General features: G+C 67.6%; 18 protein-coding genes and 1 tRNA gene. 9 read left to right on the forward strand and 10 right to left on the reverse strand.

Annotated elements, in window-relative coordinates; translation table 11 throughout:
* Positions 1 to 8: 8 nt before the first annotated feature.
* Genes D9601_RS06670 through D9601_RS06685 form a run of 4 tightly spaced genes read right to left on the reverse strand, consistent with a single transcriptional unit; the run spans position 9 to position 4,067 of the window.
* Positions 9 to 542, reverse strand: a complete 534-nt coding sequence (locus tag D9601_RS06670; RefSeq protein ID WP_198353058.1) for a hypothetical protein — start codon at positions 540 to 542, stop codon at positions 9 to 11.
* A 12-nt stretch (positions 543 to 554) separates the two neighbouring features.
* The gene (locus D9601_RS06675) at positions 555 to 842 is read right to left on the reverse strand and encodes a hypothetical protein (protein WP_232473843.1); all 288 of its coding nucleotides are present in this window, start codon (positions 840 to 842) and stop codon (positions 555 to 557) included.
* Positions 823 to 1,347 (reverse strand): hypothetical protein, encoded by a 525-nt coding sequence (locus tag D9601_RS06680; RefSeq protein ID WP_198353059.1) that lies wholly within the window; start codon positions 1,345 to 1,347, stop codon positions 823 to 825. The genes D9601_RS06675 and D9601_RS06680 overlap by 20 nt, the downstream gene beginning before the upstream one ends.
* A gap of 8 nt (positions 1,348 to 1,355) precedes the next feature.
* Positions 1,356 to 4,067 carry a hypothetical protein gene (locus tag D9601_RS06685; RefSeq protein ID WP_198353060.1) on the reverse strand — a complete coding sequence of 904 codons (2,712 nt, stop codon included), beginning with the start codon at positions 4,065 to 4,067 and terminating at the stop codon, positions 1,356 to 1,358.
* A 363-nt stretch (positions 4,068 to 4,430) separates the two neighbouring features.
* Between D9601_RS06685 and D9601_RS06690 the strand changes: the two genes are divergently transcribed.
* Genes D9601_RS06690 through D9601_RS06705 form a run of 4 tightly spaced genes read left to right on the forward strand, consistent with a single transcriptional unit; the run spans position 4,431 to position 6,392 of the window.
* Positions 4,431 to 4,616: a hypothetical protein gene (locus D9601_RS06690; protein ID WP_198353061.1), complete on the forward strand. Its 186-nt coding sequence runs from the start codon at positions 4,431 to 4,433 to the stop codon at positions 4,614 to 4,616.
* Positions 4,613 to 5,071, forward strand: coding sequence for a hypothetical protein (locus D9601_RS06695; RefSeq protein ID WP_198353062.1), 459 nt, complete (start codon positions 4,613 to 4,615; stop codon positions 5,069 to 5,071). Before D9601_RS06690 ends, D9601_RS06695 begins: the two co-directional genes overlap by 4 nt.
* Positions 5,068 to 5,247 (forward strand): hypothetical protein, encoded by a 180-nt coding sequence (locus D9601_RS06700; RefSeq protein ID WP_198353063.1) that lies wholly within the window; start codon positions 5,068 to 5,070, stop codon positions 5,245 to 5,247. Before D9601_RS06695 ends, D9601_RS06700 begins: the two co-directional genes overlap by 4 nt.
* The gene (locus D9601_RS06705; protein WP_198353064.1) at positions 5,244 to 6,392 is read left to right on the forward strand and encodes a site-specific integrase; all 1,149 of its coding nucleotides are present in this window, start codon (positions 5,244 to 5,246) and stop codon (positions 6,390 to 6,392) included. The genes D9601_RS06700 and D9601_RS06705 overlap by 4 nt, the downstream gene beginning before the upstream one ends.
* 32 nt (positions 6,393 to 6,424) lie before the next feature.
* Here D9601_RS06705 and D9601_RS06710 read toward each other — a convergent pair.
* Both D9601_RS06710 and D9601_RS06715 read right to left on the reverse strand, forming a co-directional pair.
* Positions 6,425 to 6,498: transfer RNA gene (locus tag D9601_RS06710), tRNA-Cys, on the reverse strand.
* Between the two features lie 44 nt (positions 6,499 to 6,542).
* The gene (locus tag D9601_RS06715; protein WP_198353065.1) at positions 6,543 to 6,989 is read right to left on the reverse strand and encodes a (deoxy)nucleoside triphosphate pyrophosphohydrolase; all 447 of its coding nucleotides are present in this window, start codon (positions 6,987 to 6,989) and stop codon (positions 6,543 to 6,545) included.
* Positions 6,990 to 7,020: 31 nt separating this feature from the next.
* Between D9601_RS06715 and D9601_RS06720 the strand changes: the two genes are divergently transcribed.
* Together D9601_RS06720 and D9601_RS06725 are read left to right on the forward strand one after the other, a co-directional pair.
* On the forward strand, positions 7,021 to 7,221 hold the full coding sequence (locus D9601_RS06720; RefSeq protein ID WP_198353066.1) for a Flp family type IVb pilin: 201 nt from the start codon (positions 7,021 to 7,023) through the stop codon (positions 7,219 to 7,221).
* A 113-nt stretch (positions 7,222 to 7,334) separates the two neighbouring features.
* Positions 7,335 to 7,502 (forward strand): Flp family type IVb pilin, encoded by a 168-nt coding sequence (locus D9601_RS06725; RefSeq protein WP_198353067.1) that lies wholly within the window; start codon positions 7,335 to 7,337, stop codon positions 7,500 to 7,502.
* 102 nt (positions 7,503 to 7,604) lie between these two features.
* Here D9601_RS06725 and D9601_RS06730 read toward each other — a convergent pair whose 3' ends face one another.
* The 4 genes from D9601_RS06730 to D9601_RS20010 are packed head-to-tail and all read right to left on the reverse strand — an operon-like array spanning position 7,605 to position 11,376.
* Entirely contained in the window at positions 7,605 to 8,552 is a 948-nt protein-coding gene (locus D9601_RS06730; RefSeq protein ID WP_198353068.1) for an acetyl-CoA carboxylase carboxyltransferase subunit alpha, read from the reverse strand.
* Positions 8,553 to 8,562: 10 nt separating this feature from the next.
* The gene (locus tag D9601_RS06735) at positions 8,563 to 9,459 is read right to left on the reverse strand and encodes a tyrosine recombinase (protein ID WP_332837920.1); all 897 of its coding nucleotides are present in this window, start codon (positions 9,457 to 9,459) and stop codon (positions 8,563 to 8,565) included.
* Positions 9,456 to 11,258 carry a hypothetical protein gene (locus D9601_RS06740; RefSeq protein ID WP_232473844.1) on the reverse strand — a complete coding sequence of 601 codons (1,803 nt, stop codon included), beginning with the start codon at positions 11,256 to 11,258 and terminating at the stop codon, positions 9,456 to 9,458. Before D9601_RS06740 ends, D9601_RS06735 begins: the two co-directional genes overlap by 4 nt.
* Positions 11,242 to 11,376, reverse strand: coding sequence for a hypothetical protein (locus D9601_RS20010; RefSeq protein WP_269769645.1), 135 nt, complete (start codon positions 11,374 to 11,376; stop codon positions 11,242 to 11,244). Before D9601_RS20010 ends, D9601_RS06740 begins: the two co-directional genes overlap by 17 nt.
* Before the next feature lie 74 nt (positions 11,377 to 11,450).
* Here D9601_RS20010 and D9601_RS06745 point away from each other — a divergent pair, with 74 nt between their 5' ends.
* The 3 genes from D9601_RS06745 to D9601_RS06755 are packed head-to-tail and all read left to right on the forward strand — an operon-like array spanning position 11,451 to position 13,287.
* Positions 11,451 to 12,014, forward strand: a complete 564-nt coding sequence (locus tag D9601_RS06745) for a shikimate kinase (protein WP_198353070.1) — start codon at positions 11,451 to 11,453, stop codon at positions 12,012 to 12,014.
* Positions 12,011 to 13,114, forward strand: coding sequence for a 3-dehydroquinate synthase (gene aroB / locus D9601_RS06750; protein WP_198353071.1), 1,104 nt, complete (start codon positions 12,011 to 12,013; stop codon positions 13,112 to 13,114). Before D9601_RS06745 ends, aroB begins: the two co-directional genes overlap by 4 nt.
* A complete protein-coding gene (locus tag D9601_RS06755) occupies positions 13,114 to 13,287 on the forward strand; it encodes a DUF2256 domain-containing protein (RefSeq protein ID WP_198353072.1) in 174 nt (57 codons plus the stop codon). The genes aroB and D9601_RS06755 overlap by 1 nt, the downstream gene beginning before the upstream one ends.
* Positions 13,288 to 13,368: the final 81 nt, after the last annotated feature.

The raw sequence follows: 13,368 nt of genomic DNA on the forward strand, positions 1-13,368 counted from the left end.
CTTCCATATCATCGGGTCGACACCACGCCGACGGCTGCAATGAGGCTCAGCAGCGCGATGGCGGCCGGCCGGCGGAGCATGGGGAGCGAGGCCCACATGGCGATGGGAAACGGCTTGCGGCGAAGGTGTGCGACCATGCCGGGTGCGGAGAGGTAGAACATGCCGAGCCCTGCGAGACCGAAAGCGAGGGCGATGGGGTCTGCGAAGCGCTGGAGGGTGAGGAACCACCCCGTGCCAATCGGGTCGCGTGGGTTCCAGTTCCACAGCGCGACCGCCGCAAAGAACGTCCTGACCGCGATGCCGGCTGCGAAGCAGAAGCCCGCCCGCCGCCATATCGTCACCGGGTGGTTCGGAAGGTCGCGGCCGTTGTTGCGCAGCATCGCCGCCAGCGCGTCATAGGCGAACATCGCCGCGACGATGCAGGTGAATGTCATGCCGGCGAGGTTGACGACGACCAGCCAACCATGGCCGTCGAATGAAGGCGGGGCGAGCGTCGGTGGCCCCTTCGCAACCGCCTGCGCGGCAAGGCTGGTGTTGTCCATGATAATCTCCACTCAGGCGGTCGGGGGGAGGCCGAGAAACGCGGTTTCAACGTTGCGTCGGCAATGGCCGGGTTGCTCGCCGAGCAGGACGAACAGACGGTCGATGATCGATGCGAGGATCTGCGCCCAACGCGCTCCGCGCATTTCGCCACGTCCGACGTAGCTGCTGATCGTTTCGTCGGCCGACGGGCAAGCCTCGGTTAGGCCCGCGACGAAGAACATGCCGACGACGAGCACCTGCGCCAACTGGTCGATCGAGACCAGCAGCTGGCGGGCGACGCTAAGCGACCGCCGCAGCAATGACAGCCTCCCAGTCGACTGCGGACGCTGCGACAATCGCTCCTAAGGTTGCCGTTTGCGCGAGCCCGGCCTTAGCGCCCATCCGCGCCGCCTCGATCGCCGATCCGATGCTCGTCCAGGCGTCTGCCTGCGCGACCACCTCGGCCGCCAACGCTTCGAGCGTCATGCGCCGCGCTGCGGCTTCAGCGGTGAGGAACGGGGTCACGGCGGCCTGATCCGCCTGCCACGCCCGCGCCTCGGTCTCCTTGCGCTGATAGGTCATGGCCTGTCCCGAACCGGGCGTCAGGAAGCGTTGACGCAGCTGCTCGGCAGCAACATCGATCTGGGTTGCCACCCACGAGCGGATCACGACGAGATCGAGCTCCGGGCCCAGCAAGGCAGCAGCTGGCACAAGCACTAGGCCGAGGCCAGGCGGTATCGACTGAAGCGCTGCAGAGCCGATCGGCCCCGATCCGCGCACTCGGTCTGCACCGGTGGCGAGGTCGTAGAGTACCCAATATTCCATGTGATGCCTCAGCGTTTGAACTCTTGGACGATCAGCGTCGGCCGTTCGATCTGGTGAGGGTCAGCCTGCCCGTAGCCAGCAGAGGCGCCGATCGTCATTTGGAAGTTGCAGACACCCGAAAGCCCCGATGTCGGCAATATGAAGGTGAATTGTGAGACGTTGAGGCGAGAGCCGACGCGCTGATTGATCAGAACGGTACCGTTGACGGCAATCAGAACGGTCGCGGTCGTACCTGTCGGTGCACCTGAACTGATCAGCGCGTTGCCGCTTGCCAGAACAACAATCTGTGAAGTGCCCGCTGTGACATTATAGTTCAACTCGGCAACAAGCGTGTACGCGGTAGAAAACGATCGCGTTGAGCCAACGACCGACGTCGCACCAGTGATAGCATTCGGCGCCACTTTGGCCGTCTGAATAGTCCCATCGACAAACAGATTGCCCCCGATGCGCCCATTGCCTGTCAATTCCCACCCGGCACCAAAGCCATCTGCGGCGAGCGTGAAGCTGGCGACGCCATTACCGGCATCAGCGACGAATTGTACTCGCGCGGCCGACAGCTTGCCCGCCGCATCGTTGGCAGCCGACAGCGCGACGCTCGCCCGGCTGTAAGCGTCGCCGGCCTGCGTCGAGACGTTCTGCACGGATTGCGCGACGGGGCCGACCTTCGCGTCGGCGATGGCGTTGGCCCTGTCCTCGATCCGGGCATTGAGGCTGGCGACGGTGCCATTGTTGACGGTGTCGATCCGGTTGTTGACCGCATCGACGTAGCTGTTGAGCGGGCTGGCCACGCTGCGGGTTAGCTGCGCCTCGACAACGCCGACGCGCGACGCCGCGGCGTAGCGGTTCGGCAGATCGGCGACGACGTCCTCGGTGGCCCGCACCCGCGCGGTGACGCTGACGAGGTCGGCCGCGTTCTTGATGCCGGCAATGTCGCCAGGGCTCGCCGGGCGAAGCGACAGCTTCGACCAGACGATGACGTGCGAGGCGATGGCGCGACCGAAGCCGGACCAACCCTGCATCGCATGGAGATTGACCGTCTGGCCGGTCCTCTCGTCGATACTCACGGCCTTGGACCAAGTGCGGATCTGGCCATCGACGCTGTCGCCGACCCGGCCGTTGATGTCAGGGTCGGACAGAAAATCGAGGTTCCATTGGCCGCTCAGCGTCACACCAGCGCCGCTGAGACTACCCGACACCCGGCGAGCGGTGACCTCGATAATCCAGAGGCCCGGCGATACGGGCACTACCTGCCAGAAGCCACAGTCGAGACCAGCGCTGGCTTCTGTCCGGACGCCGTAGGGCGAACCGAGATCACTCCCCACGCGCTGTACGGTGTACGATGCGGGCGGCGGAGTGCTCGGCCAATCGATCCAGCCGGTTGGGTATCGCTGCCCATCCGTCCAATAGGCGAAGCGATCGTTTCGGGCCGTCGCCACGCCAGCCGAAGCCGCGGCCTCCAGCACGGTCGTGCGGCCGGCATAGCCGCTCAGGTCGGTCGACAGGCCGGTGATGCGCTGATCGAACGTGCCGAGCGTCTGGTTGACCCCGGTGAAGCGGGTGTCGACGCTGGTCGAGAGGTTCGCCACGGCCTGTGTGGCGTTCGCGGCGCTGGTTGCCGCCTGGTCGATCCGGGCGCTGGCGGCGAGTTGCGCGCCGCGGCTGTTCCCTACCGCATAGGGGTTCCAATTGGTCTGCCCCTCGCGCGCTTCGCCGACATAGGGGTGCCACCACCACGCATAGCTGTCCCCCTTATCGGGAAACGTGTCGTACTTGCGCAGCACCATGCGGGCGTAGACGGCCGATGCTGGCGCCTGCACCGCTTTGAGCCCGTTCTGATCCCAGCCCCGGATGTCGCGGCCGCCGTTGTCGTAACGGGGCGCCATGTTCTCGCCCGAATACCCGATGAAAGCGCCGCTGACATCGTAGTAGAACAGCGTCACCCAGTTGCGCGCGCGATGGGACGAGGAAAAGACGTAGAACTGGTACCACGCGCTCGGCTGCACGGCGAATGGCGCGCTCATGACCTCGCAATACGCGCCGGCATTATTGGCGGTGCCAGCCTGCCTCACCGTCATCACATCTTCGATGCCACCCGGAAACCAGTCACTGCCCGAGCCATTGCGCGACAGCGTGGTGTCGGGGAGTGCCGCGCTGAGCGACCAGCCATCCAGCGTGGTGAACTCGCTGCCTGGGATCAGATTGCCACCCGACCTTGTGAAGCTCGCCGAGACGCTGTCGAGCCGCTGCCCGATCGCAACGTCCGCGGCGATATAGGCCTGCTCGACCCGGCTGACCTCCGACCGTGCAACGCTGTCGACACCTTCGCTGCCACCACCGCCCTGCGCGACAAGAGCGTCAATCCGCTGGCTGAGCGACCGGTCGGCATCCGACAGCGACGCGACCGAGTTGGTGATCCGGCTGTTCGTCGCCCGATCTAAGCCCTGGTAATCGGTGGTGACCTCGGTGATCTGCTGCGCGATCGACCGCTGCGCATCGCTCAGGGCTGTCTCGGTCCGCGCGATCCGGGTGTTCGTGGTGGCATCAAGCCCGCGATATTCGGCCTCGGCGTCCTCGACCCGCTGCGTGATCGCCCGCTTGTCGTCGGCACGCGCGGTGTCGACGTCGTTGATCAGCGCGCGGATGGGCGTGTCATCGGATGCGATCCCGCCCAGATTGATGACGCCAGTGAAAGCGCGATCAGTCCGGAGCCCGGCGTTCATGACCGGTCGCACGCCCTCGATCAGGGAGGCTATCCTGCCGACACCCCTTGCCCGGGATCTGCAGGGCGGCGCTCGCTACGACCCGGATGGGAAGCGTGGCATCAGCATGCGCGAAATTATGCATGCGCCGGCGATGGAGAGGGGGGCAGCGGCCTCTCTGCCGACACCGACGAAGCGGGACAAGCGCATGGACCCGTGGTCCCCGGCTTACGATCGTCGAAAATCACCGACGATGGATGCCGTATTAGACGGAGCGCAGACCGGGAAAGCGCCGGACAAATGGGAATATGCGCGACAGATCGCGACGCAGCTGAGCACAGCGGGCCTGATTGGTCCCTCGAACACTTTGCCGATCACCTACGGTTGGATGATGGGTTATCCGCCTGGCTGGCTGGGACGCGCATTGCGGTCGGCAATGGCAAGGGGCAGTCTGCAGCCAGCGTCGTTGTCGAGGCGTTCGGCGACGCAGTAATCCCACAAATACCTGAAGCGATTGGCCGCGCCATTCTTCGCGTCGAGGCGGCATTGAATGCCGTGAACGCCGCATGACGGCCCCTCGCTTCGCCGACCCCCGTTACCGCCGGGACTGCGCGCGCGCAGCGCTGCGTCTGCTGCGCGATCGTCAGGCCGCCCTTCCTCGCTTTGTGGAGCAGGGCCAGATCGAGCAGGCCGACGCCGATCGCGCGATCCGCCTCGCCGAGTGCCTGGTCGCGCAGTGGCGTTGGATAGTTGATCCGGCGCGCCCGGGCCTGCCCTCATTCGACGATCGCACAGGTTTCTTCGGCGCGTTTTGCTTCGAGCTCGCCGAGGATCTCGCCACGGCCGCCCGACGCCAGCGCGCGCGGGCCGAGCGTCCCGGTGCGGCAGAGGACGCGTCGGCGCTTGCCGATTTCTACGAGGCCCTCGCTCACCTGCAGCGCGTCCGTGTCGGCGCAGCCCTAGTTGTCGGCGAAGTCGATGTTGAGCGTTCAATGGCCTCCGCTCGGTTGGCGGAGGCCGCATGAGCGCGCGTGCCCGGTTCAGGCAGGAAGACGTCACCCGGGCGCTGAAAGGCGCTGTGGCGGCCGGAATGCGCGTCGGGCGCATAGAGATTGACCCGAACGGAAGGATCGTCATCCTTAGCGAGACGGCCGCGCCCACCGCGGATCGCAACTCGTGGGACGATGTTCTGCCGGTATGACCAACCGCCGCATGCTCAAGAGCAACCGGTTTCTCCCTGAGTACGTGACGCGCTTCAAGGACCGCCACGGCAAGGAGCGGCTTCGGTTTCGCCGCAAGGGCTATCCCTCGCACTATTTCAAGGCGGCACTCGGCACGGAAGATTTCCGGATCGAATACGCGGCGTGCATGGACCCGGAAGCCCCTCGCAAGGCCGCCGAGCAGGCGCGGCTCGATCGCGCCATCCCAGGCAGCCTACTAGACCTGTTCACGCGATACGTGGCCACGCCGGAACGGCTCGGCCCGACAAAGACGACGCAGGACCGCGTCCGCTCGATCCTCGAACGATTCGTGGAGGGGAACGAGCACCGCCTGGTCAGGGACGTCAGGTTCGACCACCTCGACGCCATCATCGCACGCACGCGGAAGAAGACCGGCACCGGCAACAAGCAGCGGGGCGGCATCGAGGCAGCGCGCAAGCTCCGCAAGGAATTGATGCGGATGTTCGCCTTCGCGGTGAAGCTCGGCATTCGTGCGGACAACCCGGTCGAGCATACCGACCGGATCAAGGTGGCGCCGTCCGAGCGCACGCGCGGCTTCCATACTTGGACGGAGGACGAAATCGCCCGATACCGGGCACGTCACCCGCTCGGGACAGCGGCACGGCTCGCGATGGAGCTCATGCTCTGGACCGACCAGCGGAAGGTCGATTCGATCCACCTCGGCCGCCAGCACATCCAGGACGGTCGCTTCCGCATCACGCAGTCCAAGACCGGCAAGACACTGTGGATCGCCATCGCGCCCCAGCTGCTGGAGGCGATCGTCGCCATGCCACCGAACCCGACGGCGCTGACATTCCTGCTGACGGAGCATGGTCGCCCCTACAGCACGAAGGGCTTCGGCAACCGGATGCGCGACTGGTGCGACGAAGCTGGCCTGCCACTGTGCACCGCTCACGGCCTGCGAAAGGCAACCATGCGCCGCATGGCGGAGCTCGACATGGGCAATCAGACGATGAAGTCGATGTCGGGTCACACGAACGACGACGAGGTCGCGCTCTACACCCGAGAAGCCAATCAGAAGCGCATGGCAGACGCTGCTGTGGCAGCACTTTCACGGTGGGAAGTGTCTAACCTCGATCCAAGGTTAGACACCAAAAGCGCCTAACACCGCAGAAATCCTTGCCTTTTCGGCAAGGATGGAGGCCCGACCGGGAATCGAACCCGGGTGCAAGGATTTGCAGTCCTCTGCGTCACCACTCCGCCATCGGGCCTCGATGCGGTGGAGGCGGGCTGATGATGGCTTTTTTGGTCCCGGTCAACCTCTCAGCTGCAAATCGCCGGCGAGGTATTCGACGAGCGGCAGGTCCGCGGGCGGCATCGGCAGCGTATGCATCGCTACTGGCGCGACCCATCGTAACTCGGGCGCTTCCAGAGGTCGCGGCGAACCTTCCCAGCTTCTAATGCCGTAGAGCAGCAGGATCAGCGACCGCGCGCCGAGATCGGCGGTGGCGAAGGTCAGCGGCGAGAGGGCCGCCGGCGCGACGACGATGCCCAATTCTTCGTAAAGTTCGCGCACCAGCGCCGCCTCCGGCGTTTCGCCTCGCTCCACCTTGCCGCCGGGAAATTCCCATAGGCCGGCCATCGCCTTGCCCTCGGGGCGGCGCTGCAACAGTACGTCGCCGCGCGGATCGATCAGCGCCGCGGCAACGACCAGCAGGGCTAAGTCCTTGACCAGCCCCGAATCGGCCCCGATTTCAGTCATTCGTTAAGGCCTTGCTGCGAAAAGACCGGGCATGACGCTGCGCTCTGCCCTTCGCCGTCTGAGGCGTGGATCGACCCGGCTCGGCCGCGACCCGCGCGGCGCGACCGCCGTGGAATACGGACTCATCGCGACGCTGATCGTCGTGGCGATGATCGCGTCGTTGAAGGGCGTCGCCAACGCCAACACCAGCCTGTGGGGCAATGTCAGCACCAAGGTGCAGGCCGCCAACTGAATTTCCCGCAACTTTAAAGCTTTCGCAACCTCTCACCCGCTATTTCCCGTTCCGCTGCTCCGGTGTCACCGGTTCAGCCGGGTGACTGAAGTGATTTGATAGTGGAGACCGGAATGCAGACGATTCGCAAGTTCATCAAGAACAACAAGGGCGCGACCGCGATCGAATACGGCCTGATCGCCGCTCTGATCGCCGTTGCCGCCATCGCCGCGATGCAGGGCCTGGGCAACAAGCTCAAGACGACCTTCACCAACGTGTCGAGCAACATGACCGTCAGCTAAGCCGACGATCAGCTTACGATACGACCGGGGCGGTGGATCTTCAGGATCCGCCGCCCTTTTCATTGCACCTCGGCCGAGCGACGACTTCGCACAACTCCGGCGTTACAGCCGGCCGATGGCCAGGAACTTGCGGCGACGATCCGCCCGCAGGGTCGCCGCGTCCATACCGGCAAGCCCCTGCAACGCTCCGTCCAAAGCATCGCCCAGGGCCGCGATCGCCGCCGCATGATCGCGATGCGCGCCGCCGACCGGCTCCGGTACGATCGTGTCGACGATGCCGAAGCCACGCAGATCCTGCGCGGTGATCTTCATCGCCTCCGCCGCATCCGGCGCCTTGTCCGACGTCCGCCACAGGATCGCGGCACAGCCTTCCGGGCTGATCACCGAATAAACGGCATGTTCGAACATCAGCACACGATTGCCGGCGGCCAGCGCCACCGCACCGCCCGAGCCACCCTCGCCGACGATCGCCGCGATCACCGGTACGCCGGCATTGAGGCACGCCTCGGTCGAACGGGCGATCGCCTCCGCCTGACCGCGCTCCTCCGCCTGGACGCCGGGGAAGGCGCCAGCGGTATCGACTAAGGTTACGACCGGCAGACCGAAGCGCGCCGCCAGTTCGACCAGGCGGATCGCCTTGCGATAGCCCTCCGGCTTGGCGGAGCCGAAATTGTGTTTGAGCCGGCTGGCAATGTCCCAGCCCTTCTCGTGGCCGATCACCATCACCCGGCGACCGCGGAACGTGGCGAAGCCACCCATGATCGCCTGGTCGTCGGCGAAGGCGCGGTCGCCCGCCAGCGGCACGAATTCGTCGAACAGGCCGGCAACGTAGTCGCGGAAATGCGGGCGTTCCGGATGGCGCGCGACCTGCGTCTTCTGCCACGGCGTCAGTTTCGCGAAGGTATCGCGCAACAGCTTGTCGGATTTGGCCTGCAACCGCGCGACGTCGGCGGCGATATCGACGTTGCCGTCGGCCGCAGTCTCGCGCAGATCGTCGATCTGGCCTTGCAGCTGGGCGATCGGTTTTTCGAAATCGAGGAAGCTCGGCATCGGCAGTCGGTTAAGCCCGCGCCGGGCTCGCGTCAACGAGCGGGTGGCGGGTGTTGACCAGCTCGACCAGCCGGCCGGTGTCGACATGGGTGTAGATTTCCGTGGTCGCGATATCGGCATGGCCGAGCATCGCCTGCAACGCGCGCAGATCCGCCCCGCCCGCCAGCAGATGCGTGGCGAAGGCATGGCGGAGGACGTGCGGGCTGACCCGGTCGGGCGGGATGCCGGCGTCGGCGGCGAGCGCCTTGATCAGCTGATAGAGCCGAATCCGCGACATATGCGCGCGACCCGACGGAAACAGAAAGGCGCGGTCGGTCGCGACATGCGCACGCCAGGTAGCGACCGCGGCGCGGGCGCGATCGGAGATCGGCACCAGCCGTTCGCGACCGCCCTTCCCCTTCAGGATCAGGAACGGCCGGTCGGGATGGACGGCATTGCGCGGCAGCGACACCAACTCGCTCGCCCGCAGCCCCGACCCGTAGAGCAGTTCGACCAAGGCGGCGAGCCGCAGGTCGCCGGGTAGCGGCCGTTCGGCTGCGATTCGTTCACCGATCACCGCGAACAGCCGGTCGACATCGGCATGGCTGAGCACCTTGGGCAGCGGCCGTGCCGTGCCTGGGCGCGGCAGCGCCGCGGTGGGATCGCCGGCGACATGCCCCTCGTCGACCAGAAAGGCGAAGAAGCGTCGCAATGCCGCCGCCTTGCGCGCCACCGTCGCCCGCGCCAGACCGCTCCATTCGGCAGTGAGCCGTTGCAACGCGGCCTCGTCGGCATCGACCAGCGCGCCGTCCAGCGCCTGCGAGGCGAGACAAAGATCGCTGCGATAGGCGGCAATCGTGTTGGCGGCGGCGCCCGCCTCCGCCGCGAGCATCTCGAGGAACCGGTCGATCAGTGCCCGGTCGCTCACACCCGGGCCAGCGCCTCCGCCGCGATCATCCGCGCCTCGCCATCGAGGCCGACCGCCCGCAAAGCCCCGACGATGCGATAGAGCATGGCCGGGGGAACGCCCCGCCAGTGCGGCGTCTGCATGCCGATCGCCGCGAGCAGCACGACGCCGCCGCGGTCGCCATCGGCGGCGGCGCGGTCGATCGCGCGCGTCCACGACGTCTCCGCCCCGATCCGCACGTCGAGCGCCTGCGCCGCCCGCTCGACATCCTCGGACGACAGGCGGCCGAGCCCAGCCAGGCCCGCAAAGAACAGGCGCTGCTTCAGCGCTGCGTCACCGCTGCCGGCGTAACGCGACAGCACGCCATAGCCGACGCGTGCGTCGGTGTCGGGGTCGGCGAGCGTGATCATCGCCCATCCGTCGCCGCCCTCGGGCACCGCCGCCCGCCAGCGGGCCGCGCCGCGGTCCAGCCCGGCGGTCAACAGCGACGCGACGATCCGGTCGGCATCGGCAACGCCGAGCCGCACCGGCTGGCGCGCGGCCGCCCGCGCGGTCAGCACGAGCCGCGCGTAAGACGGCGTCTGATCGCCCCACAGCTGACGCAAGGCGCCGAGCCGGGCATCGGCGCTGGCCCCGACATAGGCCGTCCGCAAGTCACTGGCGGCAGCGCTGGAGGTGCCGGGCATGTCGTCGGCGGCATCGACCGCGCCATACAGGTCGACCAAGGCCGCATTCGACAGCACGCCCTGGGCAGCGGCAGCCTCGGCAGCCGCTATCCGGTCGGCGAGGCCGATACCGGGCGCCAGCGCATACCAGGAGCGGACCTGCGGTCCGACGCTGCCGAACAGGGTGTCGGGGATCGTCACGCCGGTCGCGGCGGCGAGGCCGAACCGCCAGTCGTCGAGCCGGTCGACCCCGGCCCATTCGATCGTCACCGCCTGGCCGCCGCCGGGCGCGGCGCCGACGACCTTCTGCGTCAATTGCAGATCGATGCCGGTGGCGACGTTGCGGCGGCGGGCGGCGGTGAGCAGCGACTTGGCCTGCGCCGCCTCTCCGCGCAGGCCGGCACAGATCGCCTGGGCCAGCGTCCAGCCGCGCGCCGGCGCGAGCCGTGCGCCACCATCAGCGATCGGGCACAGGCCGGCGGGGTCGCCGGTCGCCAGTGCGGCGCTCATCGCGACCTGATAGAGCTTGGGCGTGTAATTGCCGGTGTCGACGGACTGGACGACGGCGCGCGCCGCGGTCGATTCGCCCATGCGCAGCAGCAGCCAGGCGCGTTCCGCCGCGAAATCGGCGCCGTCAACGCGCGCCGGCGTAGAAAGCTGCGCGGCGAGCGTGCGACGCAGCAGGATCGACATCCAGCGCGACGGCAAAGGCGCCGCGATGCGGCGCATCAGCCCCTCGGCGAAACGGCCGTCGGTCTTGTCGAAGGTGTCGGCGCCGAGCGCACCCTCGCGCGGGCCGGCGGGACCGACCATGTCGAGCGAGCGGCGGGCATAAGCCGGCATCTCATATTGCGCGAGCGTGCGCGGATCGATCGTCGGCGTCGCGCTGGGGGTCGCGCTCGGCGTCGGCGTCGGGCTGAGGCCGGGCAGCGGCTGTATCGTCGCGACGCCGGTCGGGCCCGGTAGCGGTACGCCGGCCGGCGCGGCCTGGGTCGCGCGCGGCGTCGGGCTCGGCTGCGCGGCAGGTTCGCCGAAGCCGGGCGGCAGGATCGATTCGGGCCGGTCCTGGCCGATCGCCGGACCAAAGGCGGCAATGCCGGTCGCCGCCAGCGCGATCGCGGCGGCGCCGACGCGCGCCCTAGCTGAGATTGGCAAGCGTGACGGCCTTCTCGACATGGGTCTGCGGCCGCTCCGACGCGCGGCCGGCGAGGAAGAACAGGCCACCGACGATGACGACGAGGAGCACGACGGCGGTGATCGCGAGGCGGGACATAGCGTACCTTAAGTCACGTAAACACGGAGCAGAGCTTTTGCCCCGTCCTGCGCCGCTGTATAGCGCGGCGGACCATGTTGCAAAGCGCTCTTCCCCACGACGCCGGATCGGCCGGTGCCGCCACCCGACCGATCGTGCTCGTCGGGCTGATGGGGGTCGGCAAGTCGACCGTCGGCCGCCGCCTTGCCGCACGCCTGTCGCTGCCGTTCGTCGACGCCGACCACGCGATCGAGGAGGCGGCGGGGATGACCGTCGCGGAGATCTTCGAACGCTTCGGCGAACCCTATTTCCGCGACGGCGAGCGGCGCGTCATCGCCCGGCTGATGGACGGCCGGCCGAAGGTGATCGCGACCGGCGGCGGCGCCTTCATCAACCCGGAGACGCGCGCGCTGATCCTCAGCGAATCCACGGCGATCTGGCTGAACGCCGATCCGACCGTGCTCGCCGAGCGCGTCCGCCGGCGCGACACCCGCCCGCTGCTGCGCAATCGCGATCCGCACCAGGTGCTGAGCGAGCTCGCCGCCGTCCGCAACCCCATCTATGCCGAGGCGCATATCCACATCACCAGCCACAAGGCTCCGCACGAGGCGACCGTCGCCGCCATCCTCAAGGCGCTGCGCCCGGCGGGCCGCCGGTGAGCCGCACCGTCACCGTCGCGCTCGGCGACCGCAGCTATCCGATCCTGATCGAAGCCGGCGTACTCGCCCGCGCCGCCACGCATCTCGCACCGTTGGCGCGGGGGCGGCGGATGGCGATCGTCACCGACGAGCATGTGCGCGGGCATCTCGCCACCTTGCAGGCGTCGCTGGACGCGGCCGGGATCGCGAGCGAGGCGATCGTCCTGCCGCCCGGCGAGAAGACCAAGAGCTGGGCGCAGCTGGAATCGCTGTGCGACCGGCTGCTCGACCTCGGCATCGAGCGCGGCGATCATGTCATCGCGCTGGGTGGCGGAGTGATCGGCGATCTGGTCGGCTTCGCCTGCGCCATACTGAAGCGCGGATGCGGCTTCGTGCAGGTGCCGACGACGTTGCTCGCGCAGGTCGACAGCTCGGTCGGCGGCAAGACCGCGATCAACACGCGGGCGGGCAAGAACCTCATCGGCGCCTTCCACCAGCCGTCGCTGGTGCTGATCGATCCCGACGTGCTCGACACCCTCCCCGCGCGAGAAACGCGGGCGGGCTATGCCGAGGTGGTCAAATACGGGCTGATCGACGATCCGGACTTCTTCGCCTGGTGCGAATCGCACGGCGCAGCGCTGCTCGCCGGCGACGCCGCGGCGCGCGAATATGCCATCGGCCACGCCGTCGCGGCCAAGGCGCGGATCGTCGCCGCGGACGAGCATGAGACCAACGGCATCCGCGCGCTGCTCAACCTCGGCCATACCTTCGGCCATGCGCTGGAGGCGGAGACCGGCTATTCGCAGGCGCTGCTGCATGGCGAGGGCGTCGCGGCGGGCTGCGCCCTCGCCTTCGCCTTTTCCGCGGCGCAGGGCCTGTGCAGCGTGACCGACGCCGATCGGGTCGCCGGCCATTTCCGGGCGGTGGGCCTGCCCGACGGGCTCGCCGCGGCGGGGATCCCGGCGGCCGGCGCAACGTTGGTCGAGCATATGCGACACGACAAGAAAATGGCGGCAGGCACCCTGCCCTTCCTGCTCGCCCGCGGGATCGGCCAGACCTATCTCGACAAGACGGTTGACCTCGCCGCGGTCGAGCGCTTCCTCGACGCCCAAACCCGCTGATGCCCAACGGCGTCGCCAAGCGGGACCTGCCGACCAAAGTCTGCCCAGCGTGCGGGCGGCCGTTCAGCTGGCGCAAGAAGTGGGCGCGCGACTGGGACAGCGTGATCTACTGCTCGGACAAGTGCCGGAAGTCGCGCGGCAAAACCGCGAGTCTTGACAGAATTGACGCCTGACCGTGCAATGTCCGCTGCCCCGATAGTGAGACGCGGCATGCCGTCAGCTTTATGGACGATCAGAAAGAGCGCGTGCCCACC

It is taken from the genome of Sphingomonas sp. MA1305, assembly GCF_016107325.1.
GTDB lineage: Bacteria > Pseudomonadota > Alphaproteobacteria > Sphingomonadales > Sphingomonadaceae > Sphingomonas.

What these genes read in the sequence shown, in the direction of transcription:
- D9601_RS06700 (WP_198353063.1), top strand. Translation starts at nt 5,068, where the DNA reads ATGAGCGCGCGTGCCCGGTTCAGGCAGGAAGACGTCACCCGGGCGCTG.
- D9601_RS06720 (WP_198353066.1), top strand. Translation starts at nt 7,021, where the DNA reads ATGACGCTGCGCTCTGCCCTTCGCCGTCTGAGGCGTGGATCGACCCGG.
- D9601_RS06670 (WP_198353058.1), bottom strand. Translation starts at nt 542, where the DNA reads ATGGACAACACCAGCCTTGCCGCGCAGGCGGTTGCGAAGGGGCCACCG.
- D9601_RS06705 (WP_198353064.1), top strand. Translation starts at nt 5,244, where the DNA reads ATGACCAACCGCCGCATGCTCAAGAGCAACCGGTTTCTCCCTGAGTAC.
- D9601_RS06755 (WP_198353072.1), top strand. Translation starts at nt 13,114, where the DNA reads ATGCCCAACGGCGTCGCCAAGCGGGACCTGCCGACCAAAGTCTGCCCA.
- D9601_RS06730 (WP_198353068.1), bottom strand. Translation starts at nt 8,552, where the DNA reads ATGCCGAGCTTCCTCGATTTCGAAAAACCGATCGCCCAGCTGCAAGGC.
- D9601_RS20010 (WP_269769645.1), bottom strand. Translation starts at nt 11,376, where the DNA reads ATGTCCCGCCTCGCGATCACCGCCGTCGTGCTCCTCGTCGTCATCGTC.
- D9601_RS06695 (WP_198353062.1), top strand. Translation starts at nt 4,613, where the DNA reads ATGACGGCCCCTCGCTTCGCCGACCCCCGTTACCGCCGGGACTGCGCG.
- D9601_RS06685 (WP_198353060.1), bottom strand. Translation starts at nt 4,067, where the DNA reads ATGAACGCCGGGCTCCGGACTGATCGCGCTTTCACTGGCGTCATCAAT.
- D9601_RS06715 (WP_198353065.1), bottom strand. Translation starts at nt 6,989, where the DNA reads ATGACTGAAATCGGGGCCGATTCGGGGCTGGTCAAGGACTTAGCCCTG.
- D9601_RS06725 (WP_198353067.1), top strand. Translation starts at nt 7,335, where the DNA reads ATGCAGACGATTCGCAAGTTCATCAAGAACAACAAGGGCGCGACCGCG.
- D9601_RS06680 (WP_198353059.1), bottom strand. Translation starts at nt 1,347, where the DNA reads ATGGAATATTGGGTACTCTACGACCTCGCCACCGGTGCAGACCGAGTG.
- D9601_RS06745 (WP_198353070.1), top strand. Translation starts at nt 11,451, where the DNA reads ATGTTGCAAAGCGCTCTTCCCCACGACGCCGGATCGGCCGGTGCCGCC.